Annotated in this window: 22 protein-coding genes; 7 read left to right on the top strand and 15 right to left on the bottom strand. The window is 51.2% G+C overall.

What is annotated here, in order from left to right; all coding sequences use genetic code 11:
- Positions 1 to 89 precede the first annotated feature (89 nt).
- Together ACLPHM_RS09460 and ACLPHM_RS09455 are read right to left on the bottom strand one after the other, a co-directional pair.
- A complete protein-coding gene (locus ACLPHM_RS09460; RefSeq protein WP_430220988.1) occupies positions 90 to 215 on the bottom strand; it encodes a hypothetical protein in 126 nt (41 codons plus the stop codon).
- A 56-nt stretch (positions 216 to 271) separates the two neighbouring features.
- Positions 272 to 463 carry a hypothetical protein gene (locus tag ACLPHM_RS09455; protein WP_135864979.1) on the bottom strand — a complete coding sequence of 64 codons (192 nt, stop codon included), beginning with the start codon at positions 461 to 463 and terminating at the stop codon, positions 272 to 274.
- Positions 464 to 705: 242 nt separating this feature from the next.
- Between ACLPHM_RS09455 and ACLPHM_RS09450 the strand changes: the two genes are divergently transcribed.
- Complete coding sequence (locus ACLPHM_RS09450; protein ID WP_430220987.1) at positions 706 to 1,929, top strand: CaiB/BaiF CoA transferase family protein; 1,224 nt, start codon at positions 706 to 708, stop codon at positions 1,927 to 1,929.
- A 637-nt stretch (positions 1,930 to 2,566) separates the two neighbouring features.
- Here the strand turns inward: ACLPHM_RS09450 and ACLPHM_RS09445 are convergent.
- The 6 genes from ACLPHM_RS09445 to ACLPHM_RS09420 all read right to left on the bottom strand — a co-directional run bounded on the left by ACLPHM_RS09445 (position 2,567) and on the right by ACLPHM_RS09420 (position 8,332).
- On the bottom strand, positions 2,567 to 3,295 hold the full coding sequence (locus ACLPHM_RS09445) for a uracil-DNA glycosylase (RefSeq protein WP_430220986.1): 729 nt from the start codon (positions 3,293 to 3,295) through the stop codon (positions 2,567 to 2,569).
- A gap of 9 nt (positions 3,296 to 3,304) precedes the next feature.
- Positions 3,305 to 4,099 (bottom strand): indole-3-glycerol phosphate synthase TrpC, encoded by a 795-nt coding sequence (gene trpC, locus ACLPHM_RS09440; protein ID WP_430220985.1) that lies wholly within the window; start codon positions 4,097 to 4,099, stop codon positions 3,305 to 3,307.
- A 104-nt stretch (positions 4,100 to 4,203) separates the two neighbouring features.
- Complete coding sequence (trpD, locus tag ACLPHM_RS09435; RefSeq protein ID WP_430220984.1) at positions 4,204 to 5,235, bottom strand: anthranilate phosphoribosyltransferase; 1,032 nt, start codon at positions 5,233 to 5,235, stop codon at positions 4,204 to 4,206.
- 25 nt (positions 5,236 to 5,260) lie between these two features.
- A complete protein-coding gene (locus tag ACLPHM_RS09430; RefSeq protein WP_430220983.1) occupies positions 5,261 to 5,824 on the bottom strand; it encodes an anthranilate synthase component II in 564 nt (187 codons plus the stop codon).
- 49 nt (positions 5,825 to 5,873) lie between these two features.
- Positions 5,874 to 7,394, bottom strand: coding sequence for an anthranilate synthase component I (trpE, locus tag ACLPHM_RS09425; protein ID WP_430220982.1), 1,521 nt, complete (start codon positions 7,392 to 7,394; stop codon positions 5,874 to 5,876).
- Positions 7,395 to 7,645: 251 nt separating this feature from the next.
- Entirely contained in the window at positions 7,646 to 8,332 is a 687-nt protein-coding gene (locus ACLPHM_RS09420) for a phosphoglycolate phosphatase (protein ID WP_430220981.1), read from the bottom strand.
- Positions 8,333 to 8,526: 194 nt separating this feature from the next.
- Between ACLPHM_RS09420 and ACLPHM_RS09415 the strand changes: the two genes are divergently transcribed.
- A complete protein-coding gene (locus ACLPHM_RS09415) occupies positions 8,527 to 10,335 on the top strand; it encodes a GGDEF domain-containing protein (protein ID WP_430220980.1) in 1,809 nt (602 codons plus the stop codon).
- 3 nt (positions 10,336 to 10,338) lie between these two features.
- On the opposite strand, the gene rpe is transcribed toward ACLPHM_RS09415, so the two are convergent.
- The gene (rpe, locus tag ACLPHM_RS09410) at positions 10,339 to 11,037 is read right to left on the bottom strand and encodes a ribulose-phosphate 3-epimerase (RefSeq protein ID WP_430220979.1); all 699 of its coding nucleotides are present in this window, start codon (positions 11,035 to 11,037) and stop codon (positions 10,339 to 10,341) included.
- Positions 11,038 to 11,146: 109 nt separating this feature from the next.
- On the opposite strand from rpe, the gene apaG reads away from it, so the two are divergent.
- From apaG to ACLPHM_RS09385, 5 genes are all read left to right on the top strand, one after another.
- A complete protein-coding gene (gene apaG / locus ACLPHM_RS09405; protein WP_135862037.1) occupies positions 11,147 to 11,521 on the top strand; it encodes a Co2+/Mg2+ efflux protein ApaG in 375 nt (124 codons plus the stop codon).
- 8 nt (positions 11,522 to 11,529) lie between these two features.
- Positions 11,530 to 12,834 carry a murein transglycosylase A gene (gene mltA / locus ACLPHM_RS09400; protein WP_430220978.1) on the top strand — a complete coding sequence of 435 codons (1,305 nt, stop codon included), beginning with the start codon at positions 11,530 to 11,532 and terminating at the stop codon, positions 12,832 to 12,834.
- A complete protein-coding gene (locus ACLPHM_RS09395) occupies positions 12,831 to 14,018 on the top strand; it encodes an FAD-dependent monooxygenase (protein ID WP_430220977.1) in 1,188 nt (395 codons plus the stop codon). Before mltA ends, ACLPHM_RS09395 begins: the two co-directional genes overlap by 4 nt.
- 26 nt (positions 14,019 to 14,044) lie before the next feature.
- Positions 14,045 to 14,785 carry a DsbC family protein gene (locus ACLPHM_RS09390; protein WP_430220976.1) on the top strand — a complete coding sequence of 247 codons (741 nt, stop codon included), beginning with the start codon at positions 14,045 to 14,047 and terminating at the stop codon, positions 14,783 to 14,785.
- Positions 14,786 to 15,026: 241 nt separating this feature from the next.
- A complete protein-coding gene (locus ACLPHM_RS09385) occupies positions 15,027 to 16,562 on the top strand; it encodes an EAL domain-containing protein (protein WP_430220975.1) in 1,536 nt (511 codons plus the stop codon).
- Between the two features lie 169 nt (positions 16,563 to 16,731).
- Here the strand turns inward: ACLPHM_RS09385 and dhbA are convergent, their stop codons facing one another.
- The 6 genes from dhbA to ACLPHM_RS09355 all read right to left on the bottom strand — a co-directional run bounded on the left by dhbA (position 16,732) and on the right by ACLPHM_RS09355 (position 26,148).
- Entirely contained in the window at positions 16,732 to 17,505 is a 774-nt protein-coding gene (gene dhbA / locus ACLPHM_RS09380) for a 2,3-dihydro-2,3-dihydroxybenzoate dehydrogenase (protein ID WP_430220974.1), read from the bottom strand.
- Positions 17,505 to 18,149 (bottom strand): isochorismatase family protein, encoded by a 645-nt coding sequence (locus ACLPHM_RS09375; protein ID WP_430220973.1) that lies wholly within the window; start codon positions 18,147 to 18,149, stop codon positions 17,505 to 17,507. The genes dhbA and ACLPHM_RS09375 overlap by 1 nt, the downstream gene beginning before the upstream one ends.
- The gene (locus ACLPHM_RS09370) at positions 18,146 to 19,369 is read right to left on the bottom strand and encodes an isochorismate synthase (RefSeq protein ID WP_430220972.1); all 1,224 of its coding nucleotides are present in this window, start codon (positions 19,367 to 19,369) and stop codon (positions 18,146 to 18,148) included. Before ACLPHM_RS09370 ends, ACLPHM_RS09375 begins: the two co-directional genes overlap by 4 nt.
- Before the next feature lie 66 nt (positions 19,370 to 19,435).
- Positions 19,436 to 20,827 (bottom strand): YncE family protein, encoded by a 1,392-nt coding sequence (locus ACLPHM_RS09365; protein ID WP_430220971.1) that lies wholly within the window; start codon positions 20,825 to 20,827, stop codon positions 19,436 to 19,438.
- 99 nt (positions 20,828 to 20,926) lie between these two features.
- A complete protein-coding gene (gene entS / locus ACLPHM_RS09360) occupies positions 20,927 to 22,168 on the bottom strand; it encodes an enterobactin transporter EntS (RefSeq protein WP_430220970.1) in 1,242 nt (413 codons plus the stop codon).
- A gap of 5 nt (positions 22,169 to 22,173) precedes the next feature.
- The gene (locus tag ACLPHM_RS09355; protein ID WP_430220969.1) at positions 22,174 to 26,148 is read right to left on the bottom strand and encodes an amino acid adenylation domain-containing protein; all 3,975 of its coding nucleotides are present in this window, start codon (positions 26,146 to 26,148) and stop codon (positions 22,174 to 22,176) included.
- Between the last annotated feature and the right edge of the window lie 5 nt (positions 26,149 to 26,153).

Below are 26,153 nucleotides of genomic sequence, written 5' to 3'. Positions count from 1 at the left end.
AATCGAAGGGAGATCGATTTGGGATCTAAGCGAAGTGATGCAATTTGCGGTAACTACATTACTGCCGATAACCGCAGGTATCGTAAAGATTAGTACCAGTGAGAGCGGTAGCGTGGATCACGCATACGGGCTTCATGGATAGTATCTGCCAATGTCCACAGCATATGAACAGCGCCGTAAGAACAACGTTTCAATGTATGCAGTGCGGTTTTCATGGCAACTATCCCCTAATCAATGGTACGGAATTCGGTAGGCTTTGCAGCCTCAGTTTTTACAAGATGGTGTCTTGAGCGGCTTGAACGCGTGCGTCTTTGATAATACGTTTCAGTGCAATCAATAGTTTTTTCATGGTGGATCTCTCTACGTAATGGGTGGGTGTAGAAATGTGCTGCAGTTTTGCTGCGTATCCAGGCTGTACATCATTCCAGCGCTGGCTGTATAGGTAAGACATTGCAGGAATCATGTACGTCTCTTCTTCATTTCAGAGCAGATGAGTCAATTATAGGGTTTACCCTAGGGTTAAAGCAAGGGTTTACCCTAGGTGTCATTAAAAGATGTTGTTTTTCGTGTGTTTACGGGGGAAAGCGGCGTAAACCCTGAGCGCTATTTGCACATTGATGTGTCAAAAAATAAAGAAGTGTGGCGAGTATTGATGCTAACGTATGTCTCTACTTCCCCTTATTCTTGGTAGGTGGTTTACCCCTTATGTCTACTCGCTTAGCTCCGTTAGCTGGGATCCGTGTATTGGATTTGACCCGTGTTTTAGCCGGGCCGTGGTGTACCCAGAACTTGGCTGATTTGGGTGCCGAAGTTATCAAAATTGAACGCCCAGGTTCGGGCGACGATACTCGCGGTTGGGGGCCTCCGTACCTGCGTGACGAAGCGGGTAATAACACCAGTGAAGCGGCCTACTACATGGCTGCTAACCGCAACAAAAAATCCGTAACGGTAGACATGGCCACGCCAGAAGGTGCAGAGCTAATACGTGATTTGGCTTTGCGTTCAGACATCGTGGTGGAAAACTTCAAGGTAGGTGGTTTGGCTAAATATGGCTTGGACTACGAGTCGCTTAAAGCCATTAACCCCCGTTTGATTTATTGCTCGGTAACAGGCTTTGGGCAAACCGGCCCGTATGCCCCACGCCCTGGTTACGACTTCATGATTCAAGCCATGGGTGGTTTGATGAGCGTGACTGGCGAGAAAGATGACCAGCCTGGTGGTGGTCCACAAAAAGCGGGTGTAGCAGTCGCCGATTTGATGACCGGTATGTACGCCACAGTAGGCATTTTGGCCGCGTTGCGTGAACGTGATCGTTCGGGTTTGGGGCAGCATGTAGACATGGCTTTGTTGGATTGCCAAGTTGCCATGATGGCTAACCAGAATATGAACTACCTGACATCCGGCAAAGCGCCGCAGCGTGCTGGTAATGCACACCCTAACTTAGTGCCATACCAAGTCTTTGCGACCAGCGATGGTCACATCATCGTAGCCGTCGGTAACGACAGCCAATTCCGTAACTTCTGCCGCGTGGCAGAATGCACCGAGTTGGCCGAAGATCCCCGTTTCATGACTAACCCCCAACGTGTCATGAACCGTGATGCTCTGATTCCCGTATTGACTGACATTATGCTGACGCGTTCATGCGCAACGTGGTTAGAACAACTTGAAGCCGTAGGTGTGCCAGCGGGTCCAATTAACACTTTGGATCAAGTGCATGACAACCCACAAGTACTGGCGCGTGGCATGAAAATCACTATGCCACACCCTACAGCGGGGCAAGCAACCTTGGTGGGCAGCCCCATCCGTTTGTCTGATACGCCTGTGGAGTATCGCAATGCGCCACCTATGCTAGGTGAGCATACCGAAGAGGTGTTGCGTGATGTGCTAGGGTTGGATGCGGCGCAAATTGCTAAATTCACGAATCAGTAAGTAGGCTAGTTAACGCTGCCGGGTAGCGATTGCTGGTAAATGCACGACGTGTAGGCGTGATTTACCAGCATGTTTATTTTTAGGTGTGAGATACCGAGAAAAAGGGCTACATAAGAGTAGGCAGTAAACCTAGCAACCGCTAGAAGCATCAGGGGGCGGAGAGGAAACTTTTTTGATTTGGTGTACAAATCACAAAAAGTATTCCTGCAGTCCCCGGCGTGTGCGATGAATGCAGCATTACGCTGATCTAAGATTGCCTGCATGAGCTAGCACTGCGAAAAGTATTTTTTAATTTGTACACCAAATAAAAAAACACTTTCCTCCGTTTTTCCCTTCATCGCTTGCCACGGTTTTTATACGGTGGTCGCTGTCAGATTGAATCCCTCGCCATTACAAGTGACTCTAGAGTTGTAGTTTGAGCGTGCTCATGACTCATCTTCAGGTATGGGTCACCAGAGAAAGCACTACATCAGAACGGGCAGTAAACCTAGCAATCGCTAGAAGCTTCGAGGGACGGAGAGGAAACTTTTTTGATTTGGTGTGCAAATCACAAAAAGTATTCCTGCAGTCCCCAGCATGTGCGATGAATGCTGCGTCTCAGCACTGAGCCCTAACACTCATGCTCTGATAAACCACCTTAGGACAGCCAGTTAATAGGCTCGTGATTCTGGCTAATCAACCATTCATTCGTCTTACGGAAATGCCCATTACCCATAAAAGGTACGGGTGGACGCAAGGCGGATAACGGGGAAGGGTGGTTAGAGCACAAAATTTCTATGGGCCCTTTCTGCGCATGGCGTTGAATCAGTGGTACTTTTGCTTGGGCATGATTACCCCACAGCAAGAATACTTTAGGCGTCTCAAAGTTAAGCAGATGTAGCAACAGGGCATCGGTAATACGTTCCCAGCCTTGTTTGGCGTGTGAACCGGCCTTACCGTTTTCTACCGTTAGCGATGTGTTTAGCAGCAGTACACCCTGCCATGCCCAATGGCTAAGATCATTGGTGGGTGGCGTAGTGACGTCAGGGTACTCGGCGTGCAGTTCTTTGAACATATTACGTAGGCTAGGTGGCGTACGTACGTGATCAGGCACTGAAAATGATAGCCCTTGTGCTTGCTCTGGCCCGTGGTAGGGGTCTTGCCCCAAAATCACTACTTTTACTTGCTCTGGGGCGCTAAGCTCCAACGCTTTAAAAGGGTGTTTGGGGTAGATGATGGTGCCAGCAGCGACCTGAGGCATTAGCCAGTCATCCAACACTTGCAGTTGTTTATGTATGGCAGGTTCTGCCATGACGCCTTGCCAGTCGGCATGTAGATGCGGCAGTTGCGTAAACAGGCTTTGTTGTAAGGTGTTGGATGGCTGCATAAGGTGATATTAGGCCGTGAAAAACAGTTCTTCCAGAGCGACACCAGGGTCAGGTTGGCGCATAAAGGCTTCGCCTACCAAGAAGGCGTTTACATCGTGGTCACGCATGATAGCCACGTCATCACGAGTCACAATACCGCTTTCGGTAATCACCAGTTTGTTGTCTGGAATGTCTTTCAACAGGGATAAGGTGTTGTCCAACGAGACATCAAAACTGCGCAGGTCGCGGTTATTAATACCCAGCAAGTTGGTTTTCAGCTCTAGTGCGATATCCAGCTCGTCACGACCATGCACTTCTACCAAGACGTCCATGCCCAATTCCATGGCCAAGGCTTCGTATTCTTTCAACTGGTTAGGTGACAACGCAGCGACGATCAACAAGATGCAGTCTGCACCGATGGCACGTGAGTGGATCACCTGATAGGCATCCACAATAAAATCTTTACGTAGTACTGGCAATGCGCAGGCTGCACGCGCTTGGCGCAGGTAATCGTAGCCACCTTGGAAATACTGCACATCGGTCAGTACGGACAGGCAAGCTGCGCCATGAGCGGCGTAGGAGCTCGCAATTTCAGCTGGTTGGAAATCTTCGCGGATCACGCCTTTGGAGGGCGAGGCTTTTTTGATTTCCGCAATCACAGCCGATTTGCCATCGGCATTTTTGTCGTGCAACGCACGGGCAAAACCACGTAGGTCTTTGCGGTTTTTGGCTTCGCGCAGGACTTCTGCTTCACTGCGCAGCTGGCGGGCCGTGGCAACTTCTGCTTTTTTAGTTTCCAGGATTTTGGCGAGAATATCGTTCATGGCGTTCAGCGTTCTTCGTCAGGTGGGTGACGTCATTAAGAAAATGTAGGGCTACGATAGCATGAGCCGTCATTATATGACGATCATGCCTTGGTCGTAGCGGCTTAAATAAAGCGTTTGGTGTAGCGGCAGAACTCTTCCAGTTTGTCGCGGGCGGCACCACTGGCCAGTATGTCGGATGCTTTTTCCAAACCAGCTTTGATGCTGCTGGCACCGTTACCGGCATAAATGGCCAAACCAGCATTGAACATCACAATGTCACGTGCAGGGCCGTCTTGGTTGTCCAGCGCTTGATGGATCATGTCGCGAGATTCTTCGCTGTTGTTCACTTTAATAGAGCGGTTGGATACCATGCTCAATCCGAAGTCTTCGGGGTGAATTTGGTATTCGCGCACTTCATCGTCTTTCAGTTCACCTACCAAGGTGCTTGCACCCAGTGAGGCTTCGTCCATGCCGTCCATACCGTGCACAATTAGTACGTGTTTGGAGCCCAAGCGCTGCATCGCGCGTACTTGAATACCCACCAAGTCAGGGTGAAAGACGCCCATTAACTGGTTAGCGGCATTGGCTGGGTTGGTGAGTGGCCCCAAGATGTTGAAAATGGTGCGCACACCCAGTTCTTTACGTACGGCGGCCACGTTCTTCATGGCACCGTGGTGAGCAGGGGCAAACATGAAGCCTATGCCAATTTGCTCAATACACTCGGCGACTTGCTCAGGGTTCAGATTTAGGTTTGCACCCAGGGCTTCCAATACATCAGCACTGCCAGACGAGCTAGACGCACTACGATTACCGTGCTTGGCGATTTTGACGCCAGCGGCAGCCGCCACAAACATAGAGGCGGTAGAGATATTGAAGGTATTGCTACTGTCTCCTCCGGTGCCGCACATATCCAATAAATCGGATGTGTCAGGTACGACAACAGGGGTAGAAAACTCACGCATGACCTGAGCCGCGGCGGTAATTTCGCCTATGGTTTCTTTTTTGACTCGCAACCCTATTAGCAGTGCAGAAGCTAATGGCGCAGGCATTTCGCCACGCATCAACATACGCATTAGGTGCAGCATTTCGTCGTGGAAAATCTCACGGTGTTCAATGCAGCGCACTAGGGCTTCGGTTGGCGTAATGGTTGTCATGATGGTCCTTTTTCTTTTTTCAAATTCAGAGGGTCAGGAAATTACGCAGCAAGGCGTGGCCGTGTTCGCTTAGTACCGATTCGGGGTGAAATTGTACGCCACTGATGGGCATGGTTTTGTGACGTACACCCATGATTTCGCCGTCTTCGGTTTGTGCGGTGATCTCTAAGCAATCCGGCAAGCTGGCACGTTCAATCGCCAGCGAGTGATAGCGCGTAACGTTAAAAGGAGAGGGCAGGCCGGCAAACACATCGGTGTTGTTGTGGGTAATGGGGGAAACCTTACCGTGCATCACACGTTGTGCATGAACAATCTTGCCGCCAAAGGCCTCACCAATAGCTTGGTGCCCCAAGCACACACCCAAAATAGGCAGTTGGCCCGCAAAGTGACGAATCAACTCTATAGAAATACCGGCCCGAGCAGGTGTGCTCGGGCCAGGTGAGACGCAGATGCGTTCAGGGCGCAATGCCGCTATTTCTTCAATCGTGACCTGATCATTACGGGCAACGGTGACTTCTTGTCCCAGTTCGTAAAAATACTGCACGAGGTTATAGGTAAAAGAGTCGTAGTTATCGAGCATGAAAAGCATGGGAGCACCTGGTCTAAAAAGAGAACGTATGGGGTAAGACTGAAATGGATTAAATGGGATCGTCTAAGCCAAGCTGCACTTGTTCTGCTGCACGCAGCAAAGCACGGGCTTTAGCTTCAGTCTCTTGCCATTCGGCTTCAGGGCTAGAGTCGGCCACGACACCAGCAGCGGCTTGTACATACAGCATGCCGTTTTTGATCACGCCAGTACGAATGGCAATGGCCAAGTCCATCTCACCGCTGTAGCTCAGGTAGCCTGCAGCGCCACCGTAAATGCCACGACGTACGGGTTCCAGTTCGTCAATGATCTGCATGGAGCGTACTTTTGGTGCACCAGTCAGTGTGCCAGCGGGGAAAGACGCACGTAGCACATCCATAGAGGACAGGCCTTCTTTCACTTCACCGCACACGTTGGATACCAAGTGTTGAACGTGTGAGTAACGCTCAATGGTCATGGTGTCGGTCACTTTCACTGTGCCGCCTTCCGCAATACGGCCAATGTCGTTACGCGCCAAGTCAATCAACATGACGTGTTCAGCACGCTCTTTAGGATCGGCCAGCAGTTCCTCAGCCAACAGTTTGTCTTCTTCAGGCGTAGAGCCGCGTTTGCGTGTGCCAGCCAAGGGGCGAATGGTGGCAACTTGTTTGTATTCGCCATCAATCATTTCTTTTTCTTGGCGCACCAAGATTTCTGGCGAAGCACCAACCACTTGGAAGTCGCTGAAGTTCCAGAAGTACATGTACGGTGATGGGTTCAGCGAACGCAGCGCACGGTACAAGGACAGCGGTGCATCACGGAAAGGTTTGGCAATCACTTGGCCAACCTGCACCTGCATGATTTCGCCGTCAGTGATGTACTCTTTGGCTTTTTCTACGGCTTTGATGTAGTCGGCTTTGTCGAAATCGCGGCGTTCTTTAGTTTCCAAGCTTGCGTAAGCGTAAGGAATCACCACAGGAGTGCGCAGTTTTTCACGCAATTCTTTCAGGCGACGTTTAGCACGGGAGTAGCTTTCTGGCTGAGTAGGATTGGCGTATACGATTAAGTAGGTGCGGCCAGCCAAGTTGTCCACAATCACCAGCTCATCAATATGCAGCAGCATAATGTCTGGTGTGCCTTCGTCCTGACCTGCTGGGAAGGGTTTGGTAGGTTGGCCTAAGGAAGGCTCAATGTGGCGCACGGTATCGTAACCAAAGTAACCAGCCAAGCCGCCTGCAAAGCGTGGCATGCCTGGGCGAATCGCCACTTTGTAGCGTGCTTGGTATTGTTCGATAAAGGTCAGTGGATCGCCTTCGTAGCGCTCGATAACTTCGTCGTTGTGCAGTACTTCGGTGACGTTGCCTGTGGCACGAATTACCGTTTTGGCAGGTAGACCAATAAAAGAATAACGGCCAAAACGCTCTCCACCTACAACGGACTCCAGCAAGCAACTGTTGCGACCACCTTCAGGGCCGTTGTGTGCCAGTTTCAGGTAAATGGAAAGGGGGGTATCCAGATCAGCATAGGTCTCGGCAATGAGAGGAATGCGGTTAAAACCTTCTGCGGCAAGCGCTTTAAACTCAATTTCTGTCATGGTACGGCCTTGTTTTAAAAGTTCTGTTGGCCGGGCCCTGAAAACAAAACAGCCCGGCTGTCATAGATTCCGGGCTGGTTTGACTGGGTGGTGCAGGTGCTGAGATGTTATAGGTACAACAGTATGCTCAACAAAAACACCGGGACAGTATGCTAGCTACCCGGAACACAAACGCCACCAGCGCCAATAGGCGCCGATCTGTGCATTGTGTGTAAAGGTAGCAAACATCATGTAATTCGTATCGTTAACATTTAATCCGTTATGGAACTGCGTGTGGTTGCCCACTTAGCAGCGTGCTTAATGCTGGACACTATAGCATCTGCATCCAGGGTTTGTATATCTATTCCTTCGTTGTAGCCGTAAGGTACGAGCAACACATCCATTTCAGCACCGCGCGCTGCTTGAGCGTCATTCACCGAATCACCAATGACCAAACACTGGGAAGCAGGCACATTGAGCTCGTTGCTGGCGTGTATAAACGGCAGGGGATGGGGCTTTTTCTGTGCTGTGGTATTCCCGCCAACCATCAGGTCAAAGTAGGGCGATAGTTGCAGCGCATCTAACAACGGGATGGTGAATTCTATGGGTTTGTTGGTGACTACAGCGAGTTTGCAGCCAGCAGTCTTAAAGGCGTTAAGGCCCTCTACCACGTCGGGATAAATGGTGCTGTGCTGGCCATTACTTTGCGCGTAATGATGGGCAAACGATGCTTTAGCACGCTCGTACTCGTCAGGATCTAGCTGCTCACTATTGTAGGTGTGGCGCAGTAGGCGCTGTACTAAGACATCAGAGCCTTTGCCCACAAAAGAACGAATCACATCTTCGGGTAAGGGTGGACGTTTTAAGTCGGTCAGGACGCCATTAGCCGCTGCGGCAATATCAGGGATGGAGTCTACAAGAGTACCGTCTAGGTCAAGAAGTACAGCGGTGTATTGCATGATGGGCTCTGTGAGAAAAAGTAAAGCATTGCTTGACATTGTAGAGCAGATACTAAGTGACAGTTGTTTTCTTGCACTATCTGTCATCTTTGGATTGTTTGGTAATTTTGTTGAGTTAAGGTGTTGCTTGTAGCATAACGTGTCGGTGATACAAACTGATACAAATAGGAGACGGCAGTATTAAGGTGGAGAACATGCTGACTGCTTTTCAAGAAGTACTGCAGAATAAAAAACTAACACCTTTATTTCAGCCCATAGTCGAGCTGCGACATGGCGCTATCGTTGGTTATGAGGCATTAATTCGAGGGCCTGAAAATACGCCTTTGTATTCGCCGTTAGCGTTGTTTGAGCTAGCAGACCAGCATGGACAGCGTTTTGAATTAGAGTATTTATGTTGTGAGTTGCATCTAGAACAGTTCAGAACCCTAGGGCTTACTGGTAAATTGTTTCTAAATACGAGTCCGAGTTTGCACCAAACTGAGGGCGATGAGCGCAGTTTGAGCAGTTTTTTCTCAACGTTGCGTGACAGAGAATTCGATCAAGTGGTGGTGGAACTAACAGAGGATTGCTCGGTTAGCTCCATGCAGATGCTGCACGATGTGGTCAAAATGTACCGAGAAACTGGCGTGCAACTAGCTATTGATGATCTAGGGCAGGGGTTCTCTACGCTGAAGTTATGGACGGAGCTGCGTCCTGAATACGTCAAAATAGATCGTTTTTTTGTGCGCGGCATACACGAAGACCCGCTGCGCCAGCAGTTAGTGCGATCCATTTGTGAAATTGCCTTCCAAGCGCAATCTACGGTGATTGCCGAAGGGATTGAAACCCAAGAAGAATTAGTGATGCTGCGCAGGCTAGGTGTGATGTGCGGCCAAGGCTTTTTCTTGGGGAGGCCAGAAAAACAGCCTAAGACCTCGCTAGAAACCACTTTGCTGGCATTGTTCCGAACCCCGTTTGGTACCCCCACGTTGACGGCGTTAGGGCGTGCGGATAAACCGGTGACAGCGCACCGTTTAGTACGCCAAGTGCCTGTGGTGGCATTTGAGGTTCCTACCAATGTGGTGTGTGATCGCTTTCAAAAAGACGCTTCGTTAAACACGTTGGTGGTATTGCGAGGAGGTATGCCAGTAGGGCTGCTACGACGCGATAGGTTATTTGATAGGTTGGCAAGGTTGTATCACCGCGAACTGTACGGCAGCCGTGCCTGCGGTGAAATGATAGAAAATACGCCGCTGATCATTGATAGAAAAATGCCGTTGCAGGAATTAGCGCAATGGGTGACGGATGGGCCTGAACACTATATGTCGGATGGTTTTATCATCACGCGTGACGGCAGCTACTTGGGCGTAGGGTCTAGCGCAGATTTGATGCGTGAAGTGTCGCAACTGCAACTACAAGCAGCCCGCTATGCCAACCCATTAACGCAATTGCCTGGCAATGTGCCTATTAATGAGCACTTAGAACAGTTGCTGCGTGGGCAAAGTCCGTTTGCGGTTTGCTACGGCGATTTGGATTACTTCAAACCTTTTAATGACCTATACGGCTATAGAAAAGGGGATGAGGTGATACAGATTACGGCCAGTCTGTTCGTAGAAGCCAGCCACCCTGAGCACGATTTTGTGGGGCATGTGGGCGGTGATGACTTTATTGTGATTTTCAAAAGCTCCGATTGGGAGCGGCGCTGCCAGAGCATTATCCAGAATTTACCGTTGGCGTTAAGCCACCTCTATAGTGCTGAGCATTTGCGTATGGGCGGCTACTACGCTGAAAATCGCCAGCAGGTGGAAGAGTTCCATTCGTTAGTGGCGCTGTCGCTAGGGGTGGTAGAGGTGAATCCGGTGCATCTGTATAACAGCAGCCTAGTGGCTGAGATGGCAGCCTCTGCGAAAACGATGGCGAAGAAAACCTTGGGTAGTTCGCTGTTTATTGAGCGTCGCAAGCCTTTATCTCCGGTAAAACACGGAGATAAAGGGCAAGGCCGTAATGGCAACTGGCTGATGTGACGCTTAGGCTTTAGCGTCTGCGTTGGCGATTTCCACGCGCATGGCGTCAATTACTGCTTTGTAGTCGGGTTGGTTAAAAATAGCTGAACCGGCTACAAAAGCATCCGCACCTGCTGCACGAATTTCACCAATATTTTGCACGTTCACGCCGCCATCAATTTCCAAGCTGATAGGGTGGCCGCCAGCTTCTACCCAACGGTCAATTTTCTGACGTGCTTGGCGTACTTTTTCCAGTGTGTGGGGGATAAATTTCTGACCACCAAAACCGGGGTTCACGGACATCAAGAGCACGAGGTCTAGTTTGTCCATAACGTGATCCATCCACTCCAAACCTACGGCGGGGTTGAATACCAACCCGGCCTTACAGCCTTGGTCGCGAATCAGCGATAGTGTGCGGTCGATGTGGCGAGTGGCTTCAGGGTGGAAGCTAATAATGTTTGCACCAGCCTTAGCGAAAGGCTCAACCAACGAATCTACAGGCTCAACCATCAGGTGCACATCAATAGGTGCGTCTGTGTGTGGGCGTAGTGCGTTACAGATCATGGGGCCAAACGTCAGGTTAGGAACGTAATGGTTGTCCATAACATCGAAATGTATCCAGTCAGCGCCGGCGAGGACGACATTTTTGACTTCTTCACCCAAACGGGCGAAATCCGCGGATAAAATACTGGGAGCAATGCGGGCAGCTTGTTTGTGTGACATAGATCAGCGAGTAAGTTGGTTTGTGACGTACATACTGCAATTGTGTCATGATTAGGGGTGATGTTCCATGACCCTGCAGTTTTGCAACTGATTTTTGAGGGAGACGGGTTTGAAGTCAGAAAATGTAGTGGTCAAAGTTGTGCCACGCTATTTACCCGAGCAGTCCGAACCTGAGCGCCAGCAGTTCGTATTTGCCTATACCGTACAGATCACTAACCATGCTGAGCAGCCTATACAGGTAGTCAGCCGGCATTGGATCATCTCTGATGCGAATCAAAATGTACAAGAAGTACGTGGTCTGGGCGTAGTAGGCCAGCAACCATTATTGGCTCCCGGTGAAACATTTGAATACACCAGTGGCTGTCCGCTCATGACCCCTGTTGGTACGATGAGAGGGTTTTATCATTGTGTCAGCGAAGACGGTATCCCCTTTGATGTGGCGATCCCAGAATTTGTTTTGGCTATCCCACGCACTCTGCACTAATAAACACTATGACTGTATTTCGTTTGACTGTGCTGGCTTCCGTGCTGGCTTTGGTTTCTGCTTGTTCTACAGTGGATTTGGACCAAACTGGTAGTGCGGTGGGTTCATCCAGTAGTAGTTCTACTGCCGCGACTGACGATGTGGCCTTGCGTGCTTTGCAAGTGCCTGCGCTGTCGGCATTGCCTGAAACCCCTGTGCGCCCACTGACTGGCCGCTTTGTTGCGGTGAATTGGTCTATTTTGCCGGGTTGGCAGCAGGATAATTTAGAACATGTTTGGAAAGCCTTTATCAATAACTGTAAGGGCTTGATGCGTCCGGTAAGTGGTTCGTTAACGATGCCTGCGCGGGCTGCTCCGCGTGCATGGCAAGGCGTGTGTTCCGCTGCCGCGAACAGCAATATTTCTGGTCAAGATACCGCCGCGGTACGCCAGTTTTTACAGCAGCATTTGCAACCATGGCGCGTGTTGGATGCTAACGGTGCGGTAGCCAGCAATACGGTTACGGGGTATTACGAGCCGTTGATCCAAGCCTCTACAACGCGTGGCGGTACATACCAATGGCCGCTGTACGCGACCCCCGACGACTTGCTCACCATCGATTTGGGGGCTGTGTACCCAGAATTGGCGGGCAAGCGTGTGCGCGGCAAAGTAGAAGGTAAGCGTGTGGTGCCTTACGATACACGTGCAGAAATTGCGGCCAACTCACATCGCCAGCCTCAAGCATTGGTTTGGGCGGCCGATCCGGTAGAAGCCTTCTTCTTGCAAATTCAAGGTTCGGGGCGTGCGGTATTGCCGGATGGTTCAGCGGTGCGTTTAGCGTACGACGATCATAATGGGCGTCCGTATGCGTCTATTGGGCAGTGGTTAGCCAAGCAGGGCGAAATGCCGTTGGCACAAACTTCTATGCAAAATATTAAGGCATGGGCCAAACGCAATCCTAATCGTATACAGGAAATGCTGAATGCCAACTCTGCAATGGTGTTCTTCCGTCAAGAAACCATTACTGACCCATTGTTGGGGCCTAAAGGGGCATATGGTATTCCGCTAATCGCCGAGCGTGCGGTAGCGATTGATCCTACCTTTGTGCCGCTGGGCTCACCCGTATTCTTGTCTACCTCATACCCAGGCAGCCAGAAACCCTTGCAGCGTTTGGTGTTTGCACAAGACACCGGTGCTGCGATTAAAGGCGCTGCACGTACCGACTTTTATTGGGGTACTGGCGATGAAGCCGGTGCGCAGGCCGGACGTATGAAGCAGCGCGGTGAAATGTGGGTGCTATGGCCTAAATCAGCAGGAGCACCGTCAGCACGATGACACAGCAAAAAATCTTGGTGTGTGGAGCAGGTATTGCCGGTATGGCATGCGCCTTGGGCCTAGCAAAGAAAGCCTTTACGGTAGATGTGCTAGCGCCAGAGATGTCGCGTCAGCTACCACGCCACGACGAGTACCACCCACGTGTGTATGCCATCTCCGGCGCTAGCCAGAACTTTCTGGCGTCGTTAGGTATTTGGGATCTGATGGATGCTGCGCGCCTTACTCCTGTTCAAGCCATGGAGATTTATGGCGATGGTGGTGGGCGTTTGGCGTTGGATGCGTGGCAAGATGCGCGCCATACGCTGGCATGGATAGTAGAGTCTGGCGAAATAGAACGGGCGCTACGTCAGGCGCTGAAAGTGTATGGCGTACGTTGGCACGATGACCAATTGGCGTCGCGTGATGGTGAGCACATACACACAGAATCTGGGAAAACACTGGACGCTCAACTGTTGGTGGGGGCCGATGGTGCTAAATCCACAGTGCGTCGAGTAGCAGAAATCTGGCACGACTTTAAAGCCTATGGTGACAGTGGTTTGGTGACACACCTGACTACCGAGTTACCACATCAGGGTGTGGCATTGCAGTGGTTTACCGGTGATGCGGTGGTGGCCTTATTGCCTATGCCGGATACCGATGAAGGCCCGCAGGTTTCGTTAGTGTGGTCTGGCCCTACTGAGCAAATTGCTGAATTGATGGCGCTGAATGACGAAGACAAAGCACAGCGCTTGCAGCAATGGCTGATGGGCGTGACCCAAGGGCGTCTAGGAAATATGCGTGTACGTTCAAAAATGTTTGCATTCCCGCTGACATTCGAGCGCACAGGCATGGTAGCAGAAGGTGTAGCCTTGGTCGGGGATGCCGCGCACCGTGTGCATCCGTTGGCGGGTCAAGGGCTGAACTTAGGCTTGGGTGACGTAGAGGAACTTATACGTGTTCTGGCAGCCAAACCTGTTCATCAATCCGTAGGGGCATTGCCCGTGCTGGAGCGTTATAAGCGACGACGGGCAGAACCCATCGCCGCCATGCGTGCCGTGACAGACTCTTTACATAGCCTGTTTATGGCGCAGCAAGCACCAGTAGCGTGGGCACGTAATGCCGGAATGTCCATCATTAATCAATTGCCTTTTATCAAGCGACGTTTGATCGCCAATGCGGCAGGGGACAAGATTTTCCCGCTCTAACGATATCGCTTATTAATGGAGTCAACATGCAAGTAAAAACTACGTGGTCAGGCCGTCTTGTCGCTGCACTGGCATTCAGTGTGGGTCTAGGTTTGGCAGGTACCGCGCAGGCACAAACCACCGATTACCCTGACGTCCGTCAGAAACTGGAAGCGACGTTTACCGATATCACTATCGATGAAATTCGTCCTACTCCTTTCCCAGGGCTGTTAGAAGTACGTATAGGGAATGAGCTGGTGTATGTGAATCCAGAGGTGGATTTCCTCATGCAAGGTTCGTTGGTAGACATCAAAGAGCGTATTGATTTGACGTCGCAGCGTAAAGAAGAGTTGAACAAGGTAGACTTCACGCAACTGCCATTGGATAAAGCCATTAAAACCGTGAAAGGTGATGGTAGCCGTCAGTTGGTGGTGTTCGAGGATCCTAACTGTATCTACTGCAAAAAATTGCATACTGAGCTGAAGGATATGGATAACGTCACGATCTACTCCATGATGTACCCTATCTTGAGCCCAGACTCTACCACCAAGGCTCAAAATATCTGGTGCGCAGAAGAGCCAAGCAAAGCGCTGAGTGATTGGATGTTGACGGGTGTAGAGCCTACAGCACGCAGTTGTGAGCACCCCATCAAAGAAATTTTGACTACCGGCATGAGCATGGATATTCGTGGCACTCCCGCCCTGATTTTTGAAGATGGTTCGCGCGTGAGTGGCTTTTTGCCTAAGGAGCAACTTGAGGCAAAACTGACACAAAGCAGTCAGCCTTAATAGCTAGGTACATTAAAAACAGCACTGCGTAAAACCAGTGCTGTTTTTGTATCTACATCAGCGTAGGGCAGTTTATAAGGCGATGCCTGATGTTGGATTGCGTAGGTTCATGTAAGCCGAACAAAGATGTAAATTGACAATGCTTGTCTTTGACTGGATGTGTAAAACGTTAACAATCAGAAAAGAATTAGTGTATTGATGTAACGGTAACTCCTGTTGCATACGTTGAGGCAGGGTTGATATGAAGTACGCAAGAAAAGTAGTGGTGGTGGTTGATGACGCCAACCAATGTCAAAACATGGGAAAAGAGCTGGGCTTACTGGGCGCGTCTGTTCAGACCCTATTACAAGGCCCCTCTGTTTTCAGAACCGCATTAGAAAATATTGACGCCGCAGTAGAGATTATCCTGCTGGTGTGTGAGCGTGCGCATCTAGCGCTCGTCGTCGCGAATTTGCGCTCTATCGTGCCACAGAGCGGCATTGTGGTGCTAAGTCAGGTAGAGTCTGAAGCCCAACGCACCGAGTTATTGTTTGCGGGGGCGGATGCTGTATTGCCCATGCACACGAGCGCAGCGGAAGTCGTAGCCACTAAGCATGCCTTACGCCGTAGGGCGGAGCGTTTTCTTAGCCATACGGCAGAAATGTCAGGCACAGTCGCTGAACAGCAAACGGCTTCTTTTAATGCTGATACGCCGTGGATACTACAAGACAAGGGGTGGAGCATGGTTGCCCCGTCAGGCGTTGTGCTGGAGCTTACCTACGGCGAGAAACAGCTGATAGAGCTGTTTAGTCATAGCCATGATGGACGAGTGAGCCGAGAAGACTTTCTGCAGATCAAATCAGGTGCGTTGCAAAGCAAGCGGGCTGTAGATTCGTTAATCAGCCGTTTAAAGCGTAAAGCAGCGCAGTTGAAGCTGGATTTGCCCATACGTTCAGTGCACGGTTGGGGCTACAGTTTTGCAGGCCGGATTAGTAGAGAAGAACGTAGCTTTGAAACGTTAACGGCGTTGGAAGAACAGACGCGGTTGTTGCAGCACATAGAAAGTGCGTGGCAAGACAAAGATACTATAGATGGACACCTAAGCCTGCAGTTTCAAAGCCGTATTCAGCTTAAAGATGCCATACAGCAAGGCGTAGAGATGCAGTTGTATTGGGATGGTTCGCAACGCATACATTCAGCCTTGCTAGAACAGTTGGATAAGACGGTGGCAGTAGGGCTGCTAGAGCGCAGCATTCAGATGCTGTGTGCTGATATGCGTGAGTGGCAGCAGGTGTATAGGCTGAGCACGCCTGTGCAGCTAAGCATACCGGCCAGCATCTTGCCTGAGTTACAGCCCTCTTTATTGCGCTTGCTGTCGTTCTATGTGTCTGAGGCTAGAAACCTAGAACTGGTGTTGCGCCATACTGAAGCGGACCCCGATCTCACCTGGATTACCTTGTGCGCGCCATTACGCGCCTTAGGCGTGAGTATTTGGTTAGAGCATGATGTCAGCATTCCTAGCCCACAAACTTTGGGTGTGGATATGTTAGAAGGCCTACGTTTTTGTTATCCCGATGACGAACAGCCCTTGGCAGATCAAGTACAGCAAACGTTGCTGCACGCCTGTACATTGGCGACAGAACATGGGCTGAAAACGATTGTGGGAAATGTCTGGAATAAAGCCAGACGAGATGCCGCTGTACGTGTAGGTGCTACGTATGTGCAAGGTGAGTTTCTGGGTAGCCCCATGTCCAGAGACGGGGTGTTGCTGGGCTTAGCCAGTATTGAAAGCCTGTAGTCAGAGGCTGAGGGCGTGCTGTGTAGGGTTTGAGAGCCGACTACCGCATGCATCGCTCATACCGGGGGATCTAGTGAAAACGTTTGTGTTTGGTATCTTGCATCACAAAAATCTTCTGTAATCCCCCAGTACTAGCAGGTTTACGGCCTGTGCGTACGTAGCTGGACGCTTATTGGTCTAGTGTCGCGCCGCCATCAATACGTAAATCATGCAGCGTAATGTGGCTGGCTTGGTCAGATAGCAAAAACAGTACGCCATTCGCAATTTCTGCTGGTGTCGCAATTTTTTGCAGGGGAATACCCAACCGGTAGTGGCTGCCCGAACCCGCAATTACGGTTTCTCGTGAGCTACCTTGCTGCCACATCGCTTGCTGCATAGGCGTATCTGTAGAGCCTGGGGATACCACATTCACACGCACGTTATAGGCGGCGAGTTCCAGCGCTAAACAGCGAGACATTTGTGTCACAGCGGCTTTAGAGGCTGCATAAGCACCCATGCTCATGCGCGGAGAGGTCGCAGCATTGGAACTGATGTTTACGATGGCACCACGCTTTTGTGCTTTCAAACGCAAGCCCACATGGTGGCAGAGGTTAAACACACCATTGGTGTTGGTGGTAAACGTTTTCTGCCATTGTTCAGCTGTTAGGTCGGTAATATCGCCCATTTGCAAACGGCCTGCAGCACACACCAGCTTATGTATAGTGCCAAAATGCGCTTCGGCTTTGGACACTACCTCGGCGACTTCGTCGAAGTTGCCCACATCACAACGCAATACCAAGATCTGATCTGGGTATTGTTTGACCAGAGCGTCTAAGGTGTCGGTGTGTAGATCCAGCGCGGTAATGCGTGCACCACTTTCCAGCAATTGCTGGGCAACGTTTTCGCCAATACCGCTGGCTGCACCGCTGACCAGCACGTGTTGTTGTTGAAACTCGGGATACATCACTCTGCTCCTAGTTGAGTCAGTAGAGTCTGGCTATTTACCACTACGCCGCAACGTTGTGACACATAGCGCAAAGCCATACGGTGTTCTTCTTCAGAAAAGTCCGCCACGGCATCGCTCACCATGAAGGCTTGTACGCCTTGCATAAAAGCATCCAACGAGGTGGTCATGCAGCCTATGTGTGCATAGATACCTGTCACGATAAGTTGGTCGCGGCTCCATGCTTGCATTTGCTCACGCATGGGCGAACGGAAAAACGCACTATAACGCCATTTGGTTTGCAGTATGTCATCCGCGCTAGGAGCCAGTTCATCGATGACAGCTTCTTGTCCTGCGTACTCGGGGGCGCTTAAGCCCAACCCCCAAAAGTCGGTTAGCAACGCACGATCTTCTGGGTTTTGTTCGGTAGGTTGAGCGGTGTAAATCACCGGGATTCCTAGCTTCACACATTGTGCTTTAATAGCCTGAATGTGGCGCACCAATGTAGGAATAGGCTCTGCCTGCATGTCGTACTTATTCAGAAAATAATGCTGCATGTCGTGTATTAACAGTACAGCGCGGTCAGCTTGCACCTCCCACTGCACACGATTAGGCACAGACACGTCTGGCATGGTGTAGCTGGGTAGTTGGTGAATATGACTCATAGTGTGATGCCTCCTTCAATCGTAGCGGGCTCAATGTTCAGTGCATTGAGCATCGTTCGTAATTTATTGCCAGTTTCGCGACGTTCGCTATCAGGGTCTGATGCGGCCACAATACCAGCGCCTGCGTACAGGCGTATACGTTGTTCTTGGTACAGACCGCAGCGTATGGCAACGGCCCACTCGCCGTCACCCTTATCGTCGCACCAGCCAGCAGCACCAGCATAGAATTGGCGCTCAAAAGGCTCCAGCGTCTCAATCATATCGCGGGCCGTCAGTGTAGGGGTACCGCACACGGCAGGGGTGGGGTGCATCGCCAAGGCCAGTTCTAGTGAGCTGGCGTAAGGGGCACGTAACGTACCGTGAATGGGCGTAGATAAGTGCCATAGTGTGGCGGTTTTTGCTAACTCAGGGCCATCAGGCACATGCAGGCTAGTGCAGAAGGGGCGCAGAGCTTGCACCACACTTTCAATCACAATAGCGTGTTCATGCAGATCTTTAGCCGACTGCAGCAGGGCTTGGCCTATGCGGGCATCGGCCTCAGGGTCGGCCACACGCGCAGCCGTGCCGGCCAATGGGTTCACACTGACTTGTGAGCCGCTGCGGCGTACCAGTAATTCGGGGCTTGCGCCAAAAAAACAGGGGTTATCGCCTTCTTGGTCATCTAGGTTGATGCCAAAGTTATACCCGTGAGGGTTTAGGCGTATCAGATTGTGCAACAGTTGTTGACGTTGCAGTGGCTGTTCTAGGGCCACATCCATCGTGCGAGCCAGAACGATCTTGCTCAGAGGCTGATCGTCCAGCAATGGCAATGAGCGTCCCACCATATCGGCATAGCCTGCGCCATCCGGAAACGGCTGCAACGTGGCGGCGGGATGCGGTTGCGGCGTAGTCGCGGCAGAAGGCTGCAACGGGGCACTACGCAGTACAGAATGCGGGACAAACAAATGGGCAGGTTGTGTAGTGTTGAAAGGCAATACACCCATCAACAGTGATGGCAAACCTTGTTCGTGCGCTTGGGTAAGCAGTTGGGTTGCTTGTGCGTCCAGATCGTTGTTGGCATTGCTACCACGGCATACCAGTGCCTGACCATGTGCCATCAACGCTAGCGTGGGGGAACAAAAAAGACTACTACGGGAACGATGAGCCTTCAGCCACTGCTGTAAGGAGGAATCGGTGCGTGCTGTGTCAGCGTTGTTATCAAGTAGAGAAGTAGGCGTCACGACAGTGCAGTAAGTAGTAAGTGAAAAACGCCCGACTACGGTTAGATAGTCGGGCGGTGTGATGGCTTATTTCATGTGCAGACGTGTTACTTGGTCTACAGCATCTTTGTCAGTGCTTGCAGCTTTGTGCACCACAAACAAGTTGCCTTTACCATCTGTGCTGATATGGTTAGGTTGACGGCCAGCTTCCAAATTGGCGACGACTTCGCCTTTGGTGTTCAGTGCAGTCACTTGACCGTTAGCGCGTACAGCGACAAAAGCCAGTTTGTTTTTATCGTCCCATACGATGTTCAATGGGCCTGCACCAACTTTGATGTCTTGTACCACTTCACCATTTTTCAGGTCGATCATCAGTACGTTATCGGTACCTTGAGCGGCTACCCACAGCAACTGCTCTGTAGGGGCAACAGCTACACCACTAGCACCACGTGTTTGTGGCAGTGTGATGACGTTTTCCTGTTTCTGATCTTTCAGGTCAATCACAAAGGCCTCACCTGTGTTGATGCTGATCGTGTAGAGTTTTTGATTCGCGGCATCCAAAGCTAAGCTCATTGGGGATGGGGCTTGACGACCTTTGGATTTCAGCTCGATGGAAGGCAGTTGTTCCAGTGTTTTGGTATCAAACACTGCAATTTCGCCACCGCCGAAAGCCGACGCATACGCACGACCGTTGGCCGCATCAACCACTACGTCACGAGAGTGTGCAACAGTGTTGTCGTCAAACTGTTTAACCAGGCTTAGGTCAGACTGTTTGTACACGGCTACGCTGCCGTTACGTGTAGTAGACACCCAGATGTTGCCGTTATCGTCGTCAACGCTGATGCCATACAACGCATATACGTGGTTTTCACGGTTAGGGTCAGCAGCAGGCGTAATACGCGCTTCGATAGCCAGTGTTTCTGGGTTTACTTTCAACAGCTCAGACTGCTGTACTGGAGGGCGACCTACAGAAGACACTACGTACAACTTGTTTTCTTTAGGACTGTAAGCACTTTGGTACAGACCGCGAGTCATAGGAGCAGATTGCTGAGTGAACAGGTCGGTGCCGATGATTTCTGTTTTAGGAGAAATCTTCAGATCAAACACGGCAGCAGCAGAGGGTTTAGCTGCCTGAATCACAACAGGGTGCAAGCCTACGGAAGCGTTGGCAGGGATAGCTGTTTTGCTCACAAACTCGCCGTCTTTATCGGCTACCAGTTTTTGATCGCCCACAATGGATTGACCATTGCTTAGCAACAAAACTTCCTGACCAGGAGTAAAGCCGCGACCTTGCAGGGTGGCTTCGCTACCAGGAGTAACAACGCCCATGCTGGATACATTGCCTTTGAAATCAATGTCGGCTTGATCAAAAACGCCTTGAGCATGTGCGCTACCCATAGCTAGTGCTACAGCCAGAGCTACCTGTGAAACGCGTTTAAAAGTGTTTTTATTACTAATGCAAAGAGTATTGATTTGCATTATGGCTCCTTGGTTAAGTGAGCATGGGCTTCCCATGCTGTGTACATCGTCAGACGAATAAGAAGGCCCCAGCCCGATCAGGCTGGAACACGTGTTGTGTTAGGAACTGCTCGTACTTTTTAGCGCATTTCGCCGCAAAGCAAACAGGCCCGCACAGGCACTACAGGCTGCGCCGCCTATGAGTAAGGCGGTAGAAGGTGAGAACCAGCGCGATACAGCACCCATTTGTAGGTTACCTAAGGCTGTTCCCATGGACGATTGGGTCATCCACAAGGCAGACATGCGGCCCAGTAGATGGTCAGGCGTATGACGTTGTACTAGTGTCATGCGCAACATTTTGGAAATGGTGTCAGCAGACCCCATGATGGCCAGTGCCACCATAGACGGATACAAGTGAGTGCTGAATGACAGCGCCACTACCGACAAGCCCCACACTAGCACGGCGCTGATGATGGTAAGACCAGGACGCTCTAAACCGCGAATCCAACCACTGCTTAGTGCGGTGATGGCAGCTCCTATAGCGGGTGCGGCATACAAGGCACCCGTTACTTCAGCGCCTTGTCCTAGCACTTTATCGCCCCACTCGGGCAGCAGCGCCAACGGTGTAGCAAACACCACCGCACCTAAGTCTATGAGTAACAAGCAACGCAGCAGAGGCGTGGTCAGCATGTAGCGGAAGCCCTCAATGAAGGCATGGTGCACACGGTTGTTAGGGGCGGCGGCTCCGGGTTTGGCTTGTGGTGGCAACGGAGGGAGAGCAGAGAGCAAGAAGGGCGTCAGCAACACGCCTACCAATACGATGCTATAGCAGGCAACCAAACCTGGGCCTGCAATCAGTGCACCCGCTAGCAATGGGCCTAATACACCACCTAATTGCAATGACAAGCCAGACAACGCTGCCGCTGCAGCCAAATTTTCACGCCCTACTAGCGCAGGGGTAGCAGACATCATGGCAGGTACACTGATGCCGCTTGCCGCGCCACCAATCATGGCAGCCACATAGATGACGGTAATGGATGGGTTGGCAAACAGACTATTGATCAAGAACATCAACACGCTGATGACGTACACACTACGCGACCACATCATTAATTTGCGTCTATCCATACGGTCAGACAGTACACCACCTATAAGGAGCGCAATCACCATAGGGGCAGACATGGCCACACTTAGGAAGGCCACTGCCACACTGGATTTGGTTAGATCGTATAAGTGGATGCTAGCAGCCACCAACATCATGCCGGTCACCAGTACCGATGCGGTACGTGCCATATAGGCAAAGCGGAACGCACGGCTTTGCTTGAGTGGGGTGATATCGATGACAAAACGCTTTAGTGACATAGTTGTTATACCGTGTGGGCAGTCACGCTGCCTTGTAACGCAGATTGCAGAACAGGAAGAATGTGCTTGAGAGCATCGGCTCCTGTTAAGTGGGCGTGCAGTGAAGGCACGTCGTGTACCTGCAAGTGACTGACCCAAGGGTTCCACATTGCTGGTTCTAAGGTGTCACCCACGTGATCCAGTGAGGCGCGGAAATACAGTACGGGGTGATTCAGTGGTTGATGCCAGTGCTGACGTACCAATCGGTTGTTTAACTCTACAGAGCGGAATACCCCTTGCAACTGGGCATCACTGAGGGTGCCCAGAGCATGACCGCTTTGACGTAAGAAGCCAATGACACCATCTTGGGTGAGTGGCACGTTTAAGCTGTCGGGATCATAGCCAGCAATATACAGCAACGCTTTGTAGCTGGCTTCTAAGGCAGGCTCTTCGCGGCCACGCCATACATCACTAGGGTAGGCATCTAACATGGCCACAACGCCCAGCTCGGCATTGCGAGATTGCAGAATACGCGCTATTTCATGCACCAACAGACCGCCTACGGACCAGCCCAATAAATGGTAAGGGCCTTGGGGTTGTACGGCTTGTATTTGATTGGCGTAGTCTTCGGCCATATCGTGCAAGCTAGTAGGCACAATTTGTGCTGCATCCAAACTGCGCGATTGCAAACCATATACGGGTTGGTCGCTACCGCATTGACGAGCCAACAAGCTGTAGCACCAGCTCAATCCGCCTGCTGGGTGTATGCAAAATAATGCTGGCTTAGCGGGCTTGCCATGCGCTGGTGGGCGTAAGGTAAAGATAGGGTTAAAGCCTGCATTGGCGTCTTGCTGACCATCCAGCAAACGCTGCACGTGATTGGCTAATCTATCAATGGTGGGGTGCTCAAAAATAGCCCCCAGTGTTAAGGTGATTTGGTAGTGCTCACGCAATGTAGCAGCCAGTTGGGCCGCCAATAACGAGTGCCCGCCTAAGGCGAAGAAGTCATCATCCGCATAAGGCAGGTGCTGTAGTTGCAGCAACTGTTGGTAGAAGTGCGCTAATTGATGCTGGACTTCACCTTTTAACGGAGCACCTTCTTGGCGCTCACGTGTAGGGGCAGGAAGCGCTTTGCGATCTAGTTTACCGTTAGCGTTGATGGGCAGATCGTCCATCCACACTACTGCGCTAGGCACCATCGCTTCTGGCAGATGAGCGCGAGCAAAGCTTAATAGCGCATTGCTGTCTGCGCCTTCGGCAGAACGGGCTACCGCATAGACGGCAATGTACAGATCGCCAGGTCGGTCTTCTCTAGCTATTACGGCCAGATCACGCAGATCGGGGTACTGGGCCAAGCAAGACTCGATCTCGCCCAACTCAATACGTTGACCACGCAATTTAATTTGATGATCCGCACGGCCCAAATACAATACCGCGCCATCCTCACGCCAACGCGCTAAATCACCTGTGTGATACAGGCGTTTGGTCGCATCAAAGGGGCTGGTAATAAATGCTTTGTCGGTCAGGTCTTGTCTGCCCAAGTAGCCATCAGCCAACTGAATACCACCCAAGTACAACGCACCGGCTACACCAGGTGCTACAGGGCGCAAGCAGTCATCCAGAATATACAGTTGGGTATTCCATACGGGCAGACCAATAGGAATAGGGTCGTCGGGGTGTTCTTTGCTGACGGGCCAGTAGGTAACGTCTACAGCCGCTTCGGTAGGGCCATATAAGTTGTGTAGCGTACCATTCATACGCTCGTAGAAACGCGCTGCCAAGTGGGAGCTTAGCGCTTCACCACTACAAAATACATGGCCAATCGTCAGGCCTTGGCTTTGTGGTTCATTCAAGAAAGCGGCCAGCATGGAGGGCACAAAGTGCACCACGCTGATGTTTTCGTTGTGTATCAGTTGAGCCAATGCATGGGGATCTTTGTGCTGCTCAGGCTCGGCTACCGTTAGGGTTGCACCGCACAGCATAGGCAGGAAGAGTTCCCACAACGATACGTCAAAGGTATACGGTGTTTTTTGCAGGAAACGTGACGAGCCAGTGAAACCATAATGGGTTTTCATCCACAGCAATCGGTTCACGATCGCTTTCTGGCTCACCACTACCCCTTTAGGGTCACCCGTAGAGCCGGATGTATACAGCACATAGGCGGCATCATCAGGGTGTGTTTCTGGCAGGGGATGTGTGGTGCTTGGCTGCGTACTAAATAACTGAGTCGCCTCATAGGCTGGCACAGCAAATTCAGCACTGTTCGTGCACAAGCTACTGTCGTGTATCAAGGCAGCAGGTTTAGCAGAGCCCAGGATGCGGCAAATACGGTCTGCAGGTTGTGCTGTATCCAACGGCAAGTAGGCTGCACCGGCTGCCATCACACCGTGTAAGCACATCACCATTTGATCGCTGCGCGCCATACCTACCGCCACAATGCTGCCAGGGGTGACACCAGCATTAATCAAGTGCTGGGCAATACGCTCTACTTGCGCATCAAAGCTAGCAAAGTTGGTGTGCAGACCTTTATACGATAAGGCTACCGCTTGTGGACTGCGTTGGCTTTGCTCGCGAATCAGCTGTGTAAGCGTGGTATGCGGAATAGGGTGGGCTGTGCTGTCTTGGCCTTCTACCCAGTGGGTGTACTCGGCAGGTGTTACGCTGGGTACGCTTTCCAAAGAGGAGGCTTGCAAAGCTTGTTGCACGAAGTACTGAAAGCGCTGCAAATGGGTTTGCAGGCCTTGCTGGCTATATAGCTTGGGGTTGGCTTCAATTTCTAGACGTAGGTTTTGGCCATCCGGCGCAGCCCGGAAATTGAAGTTCAGGTCTTCTACTGGCCCAGCACATAACACGCGTTGTTTGGCTTGTACGCCAGCAATGGTGTAAGGGGCGTCAAAAGGCAGAATATTAATCAGTGGGCCATGTAATCGACGTTGACCGCCCACTAACCCCAAGTCTCTACGTAATTGTTCGCTACGGTAACGGCCATGACGTCGGGCTTTTATAATAGCGCGCGAGCCAGCGGTTAACACGTCAGCGAGCGGTTCATGTTGCGGCATGGTTAAGCGCAACGGAGCCACATTCATCACGGTGGCAACACTACGGGCGCTCACATTACCCATACGCCCCATCCACGGCATACCTACCACCACATCACTTTGACCGGTGTGGCGTTGAATGTAGGCAGCGCTGAGTAGCGTGAGCAAATCAGGCCAACTAATCTGGAGGCGTGTTTGGGCGTCCAGCAGTTGCGAGAGCGTGGATGCATCAATAGGTGCATCAGCACGCAAGAAATATGGTGCGCTTAGGGCTACGCCGCTAGTTAGGCTACCTACGTCACCCAAAGCGTCTAGGGCTTGATGCCAATAGCTGGCATCTTTTTGGCGTTTTTCGCTGTGTCTATAAACTTGATCGTCTGCTACCACTTCAGCAAAAGAGGTGAGTGCAGCACTGGGGGGGCTATCGCCGGATACCTGCTCGTGATACAGCGTTAACGCACGCGACTCAATGAGTGACATCCCATAGCCGTCAGCGGCTAAGTGATGCACACGTTGATACCACTGACAATGGGTATCTGACAGCAAGAATAGCACTTGTCTAGACAGAGGGGACTGCGTAGGGTCCAGCGGGTGGTTATGATCGGCATGCATTTGTGCTGCGGCATGCTGAGCGGCATCAGGTTGATGACGCAGATCTATCACTTCCAACTGTACGCGATGGGTAGCATCAAAATACTGCAATGGCCCTGCGTCGCTTTCAACCATGTGCAAGGACAGTGCATCGGCCTCTAACAAGGCTTGATTGATGGCGTGCTGCAGAGTAGGCAGTTGCAGGCTACCGATGAAGTCAGTGCAGTGTGCTGTATTGAAAATCGGGTTATCTGGCGCTAGGCGCTGGGCATACCACAGCCCCTCTTGGGCTTCGGTCAGAGGAACAGCTTCCTCTGCGGAATGCATGCGAGGAATAACCAGCGATGAATCAGTACGAGCAGTAGACTTCATGAGTA

It is taken from the genome of Paenalcaligenes sp. Me131 (assembly GCF_050487225.1).
Taxonomy (GTDB): Bacteria; Pseudomonadota; Gammaproteobacteria; order Burkholderiales; family Burkholderiaceae_B; genus Paenalcaligenes.
The sequence above is the reverse complement of the archived record's forward strand: the minus strand, read 5'-3'. Positions and strand labels throughout refer to the sequence as shown.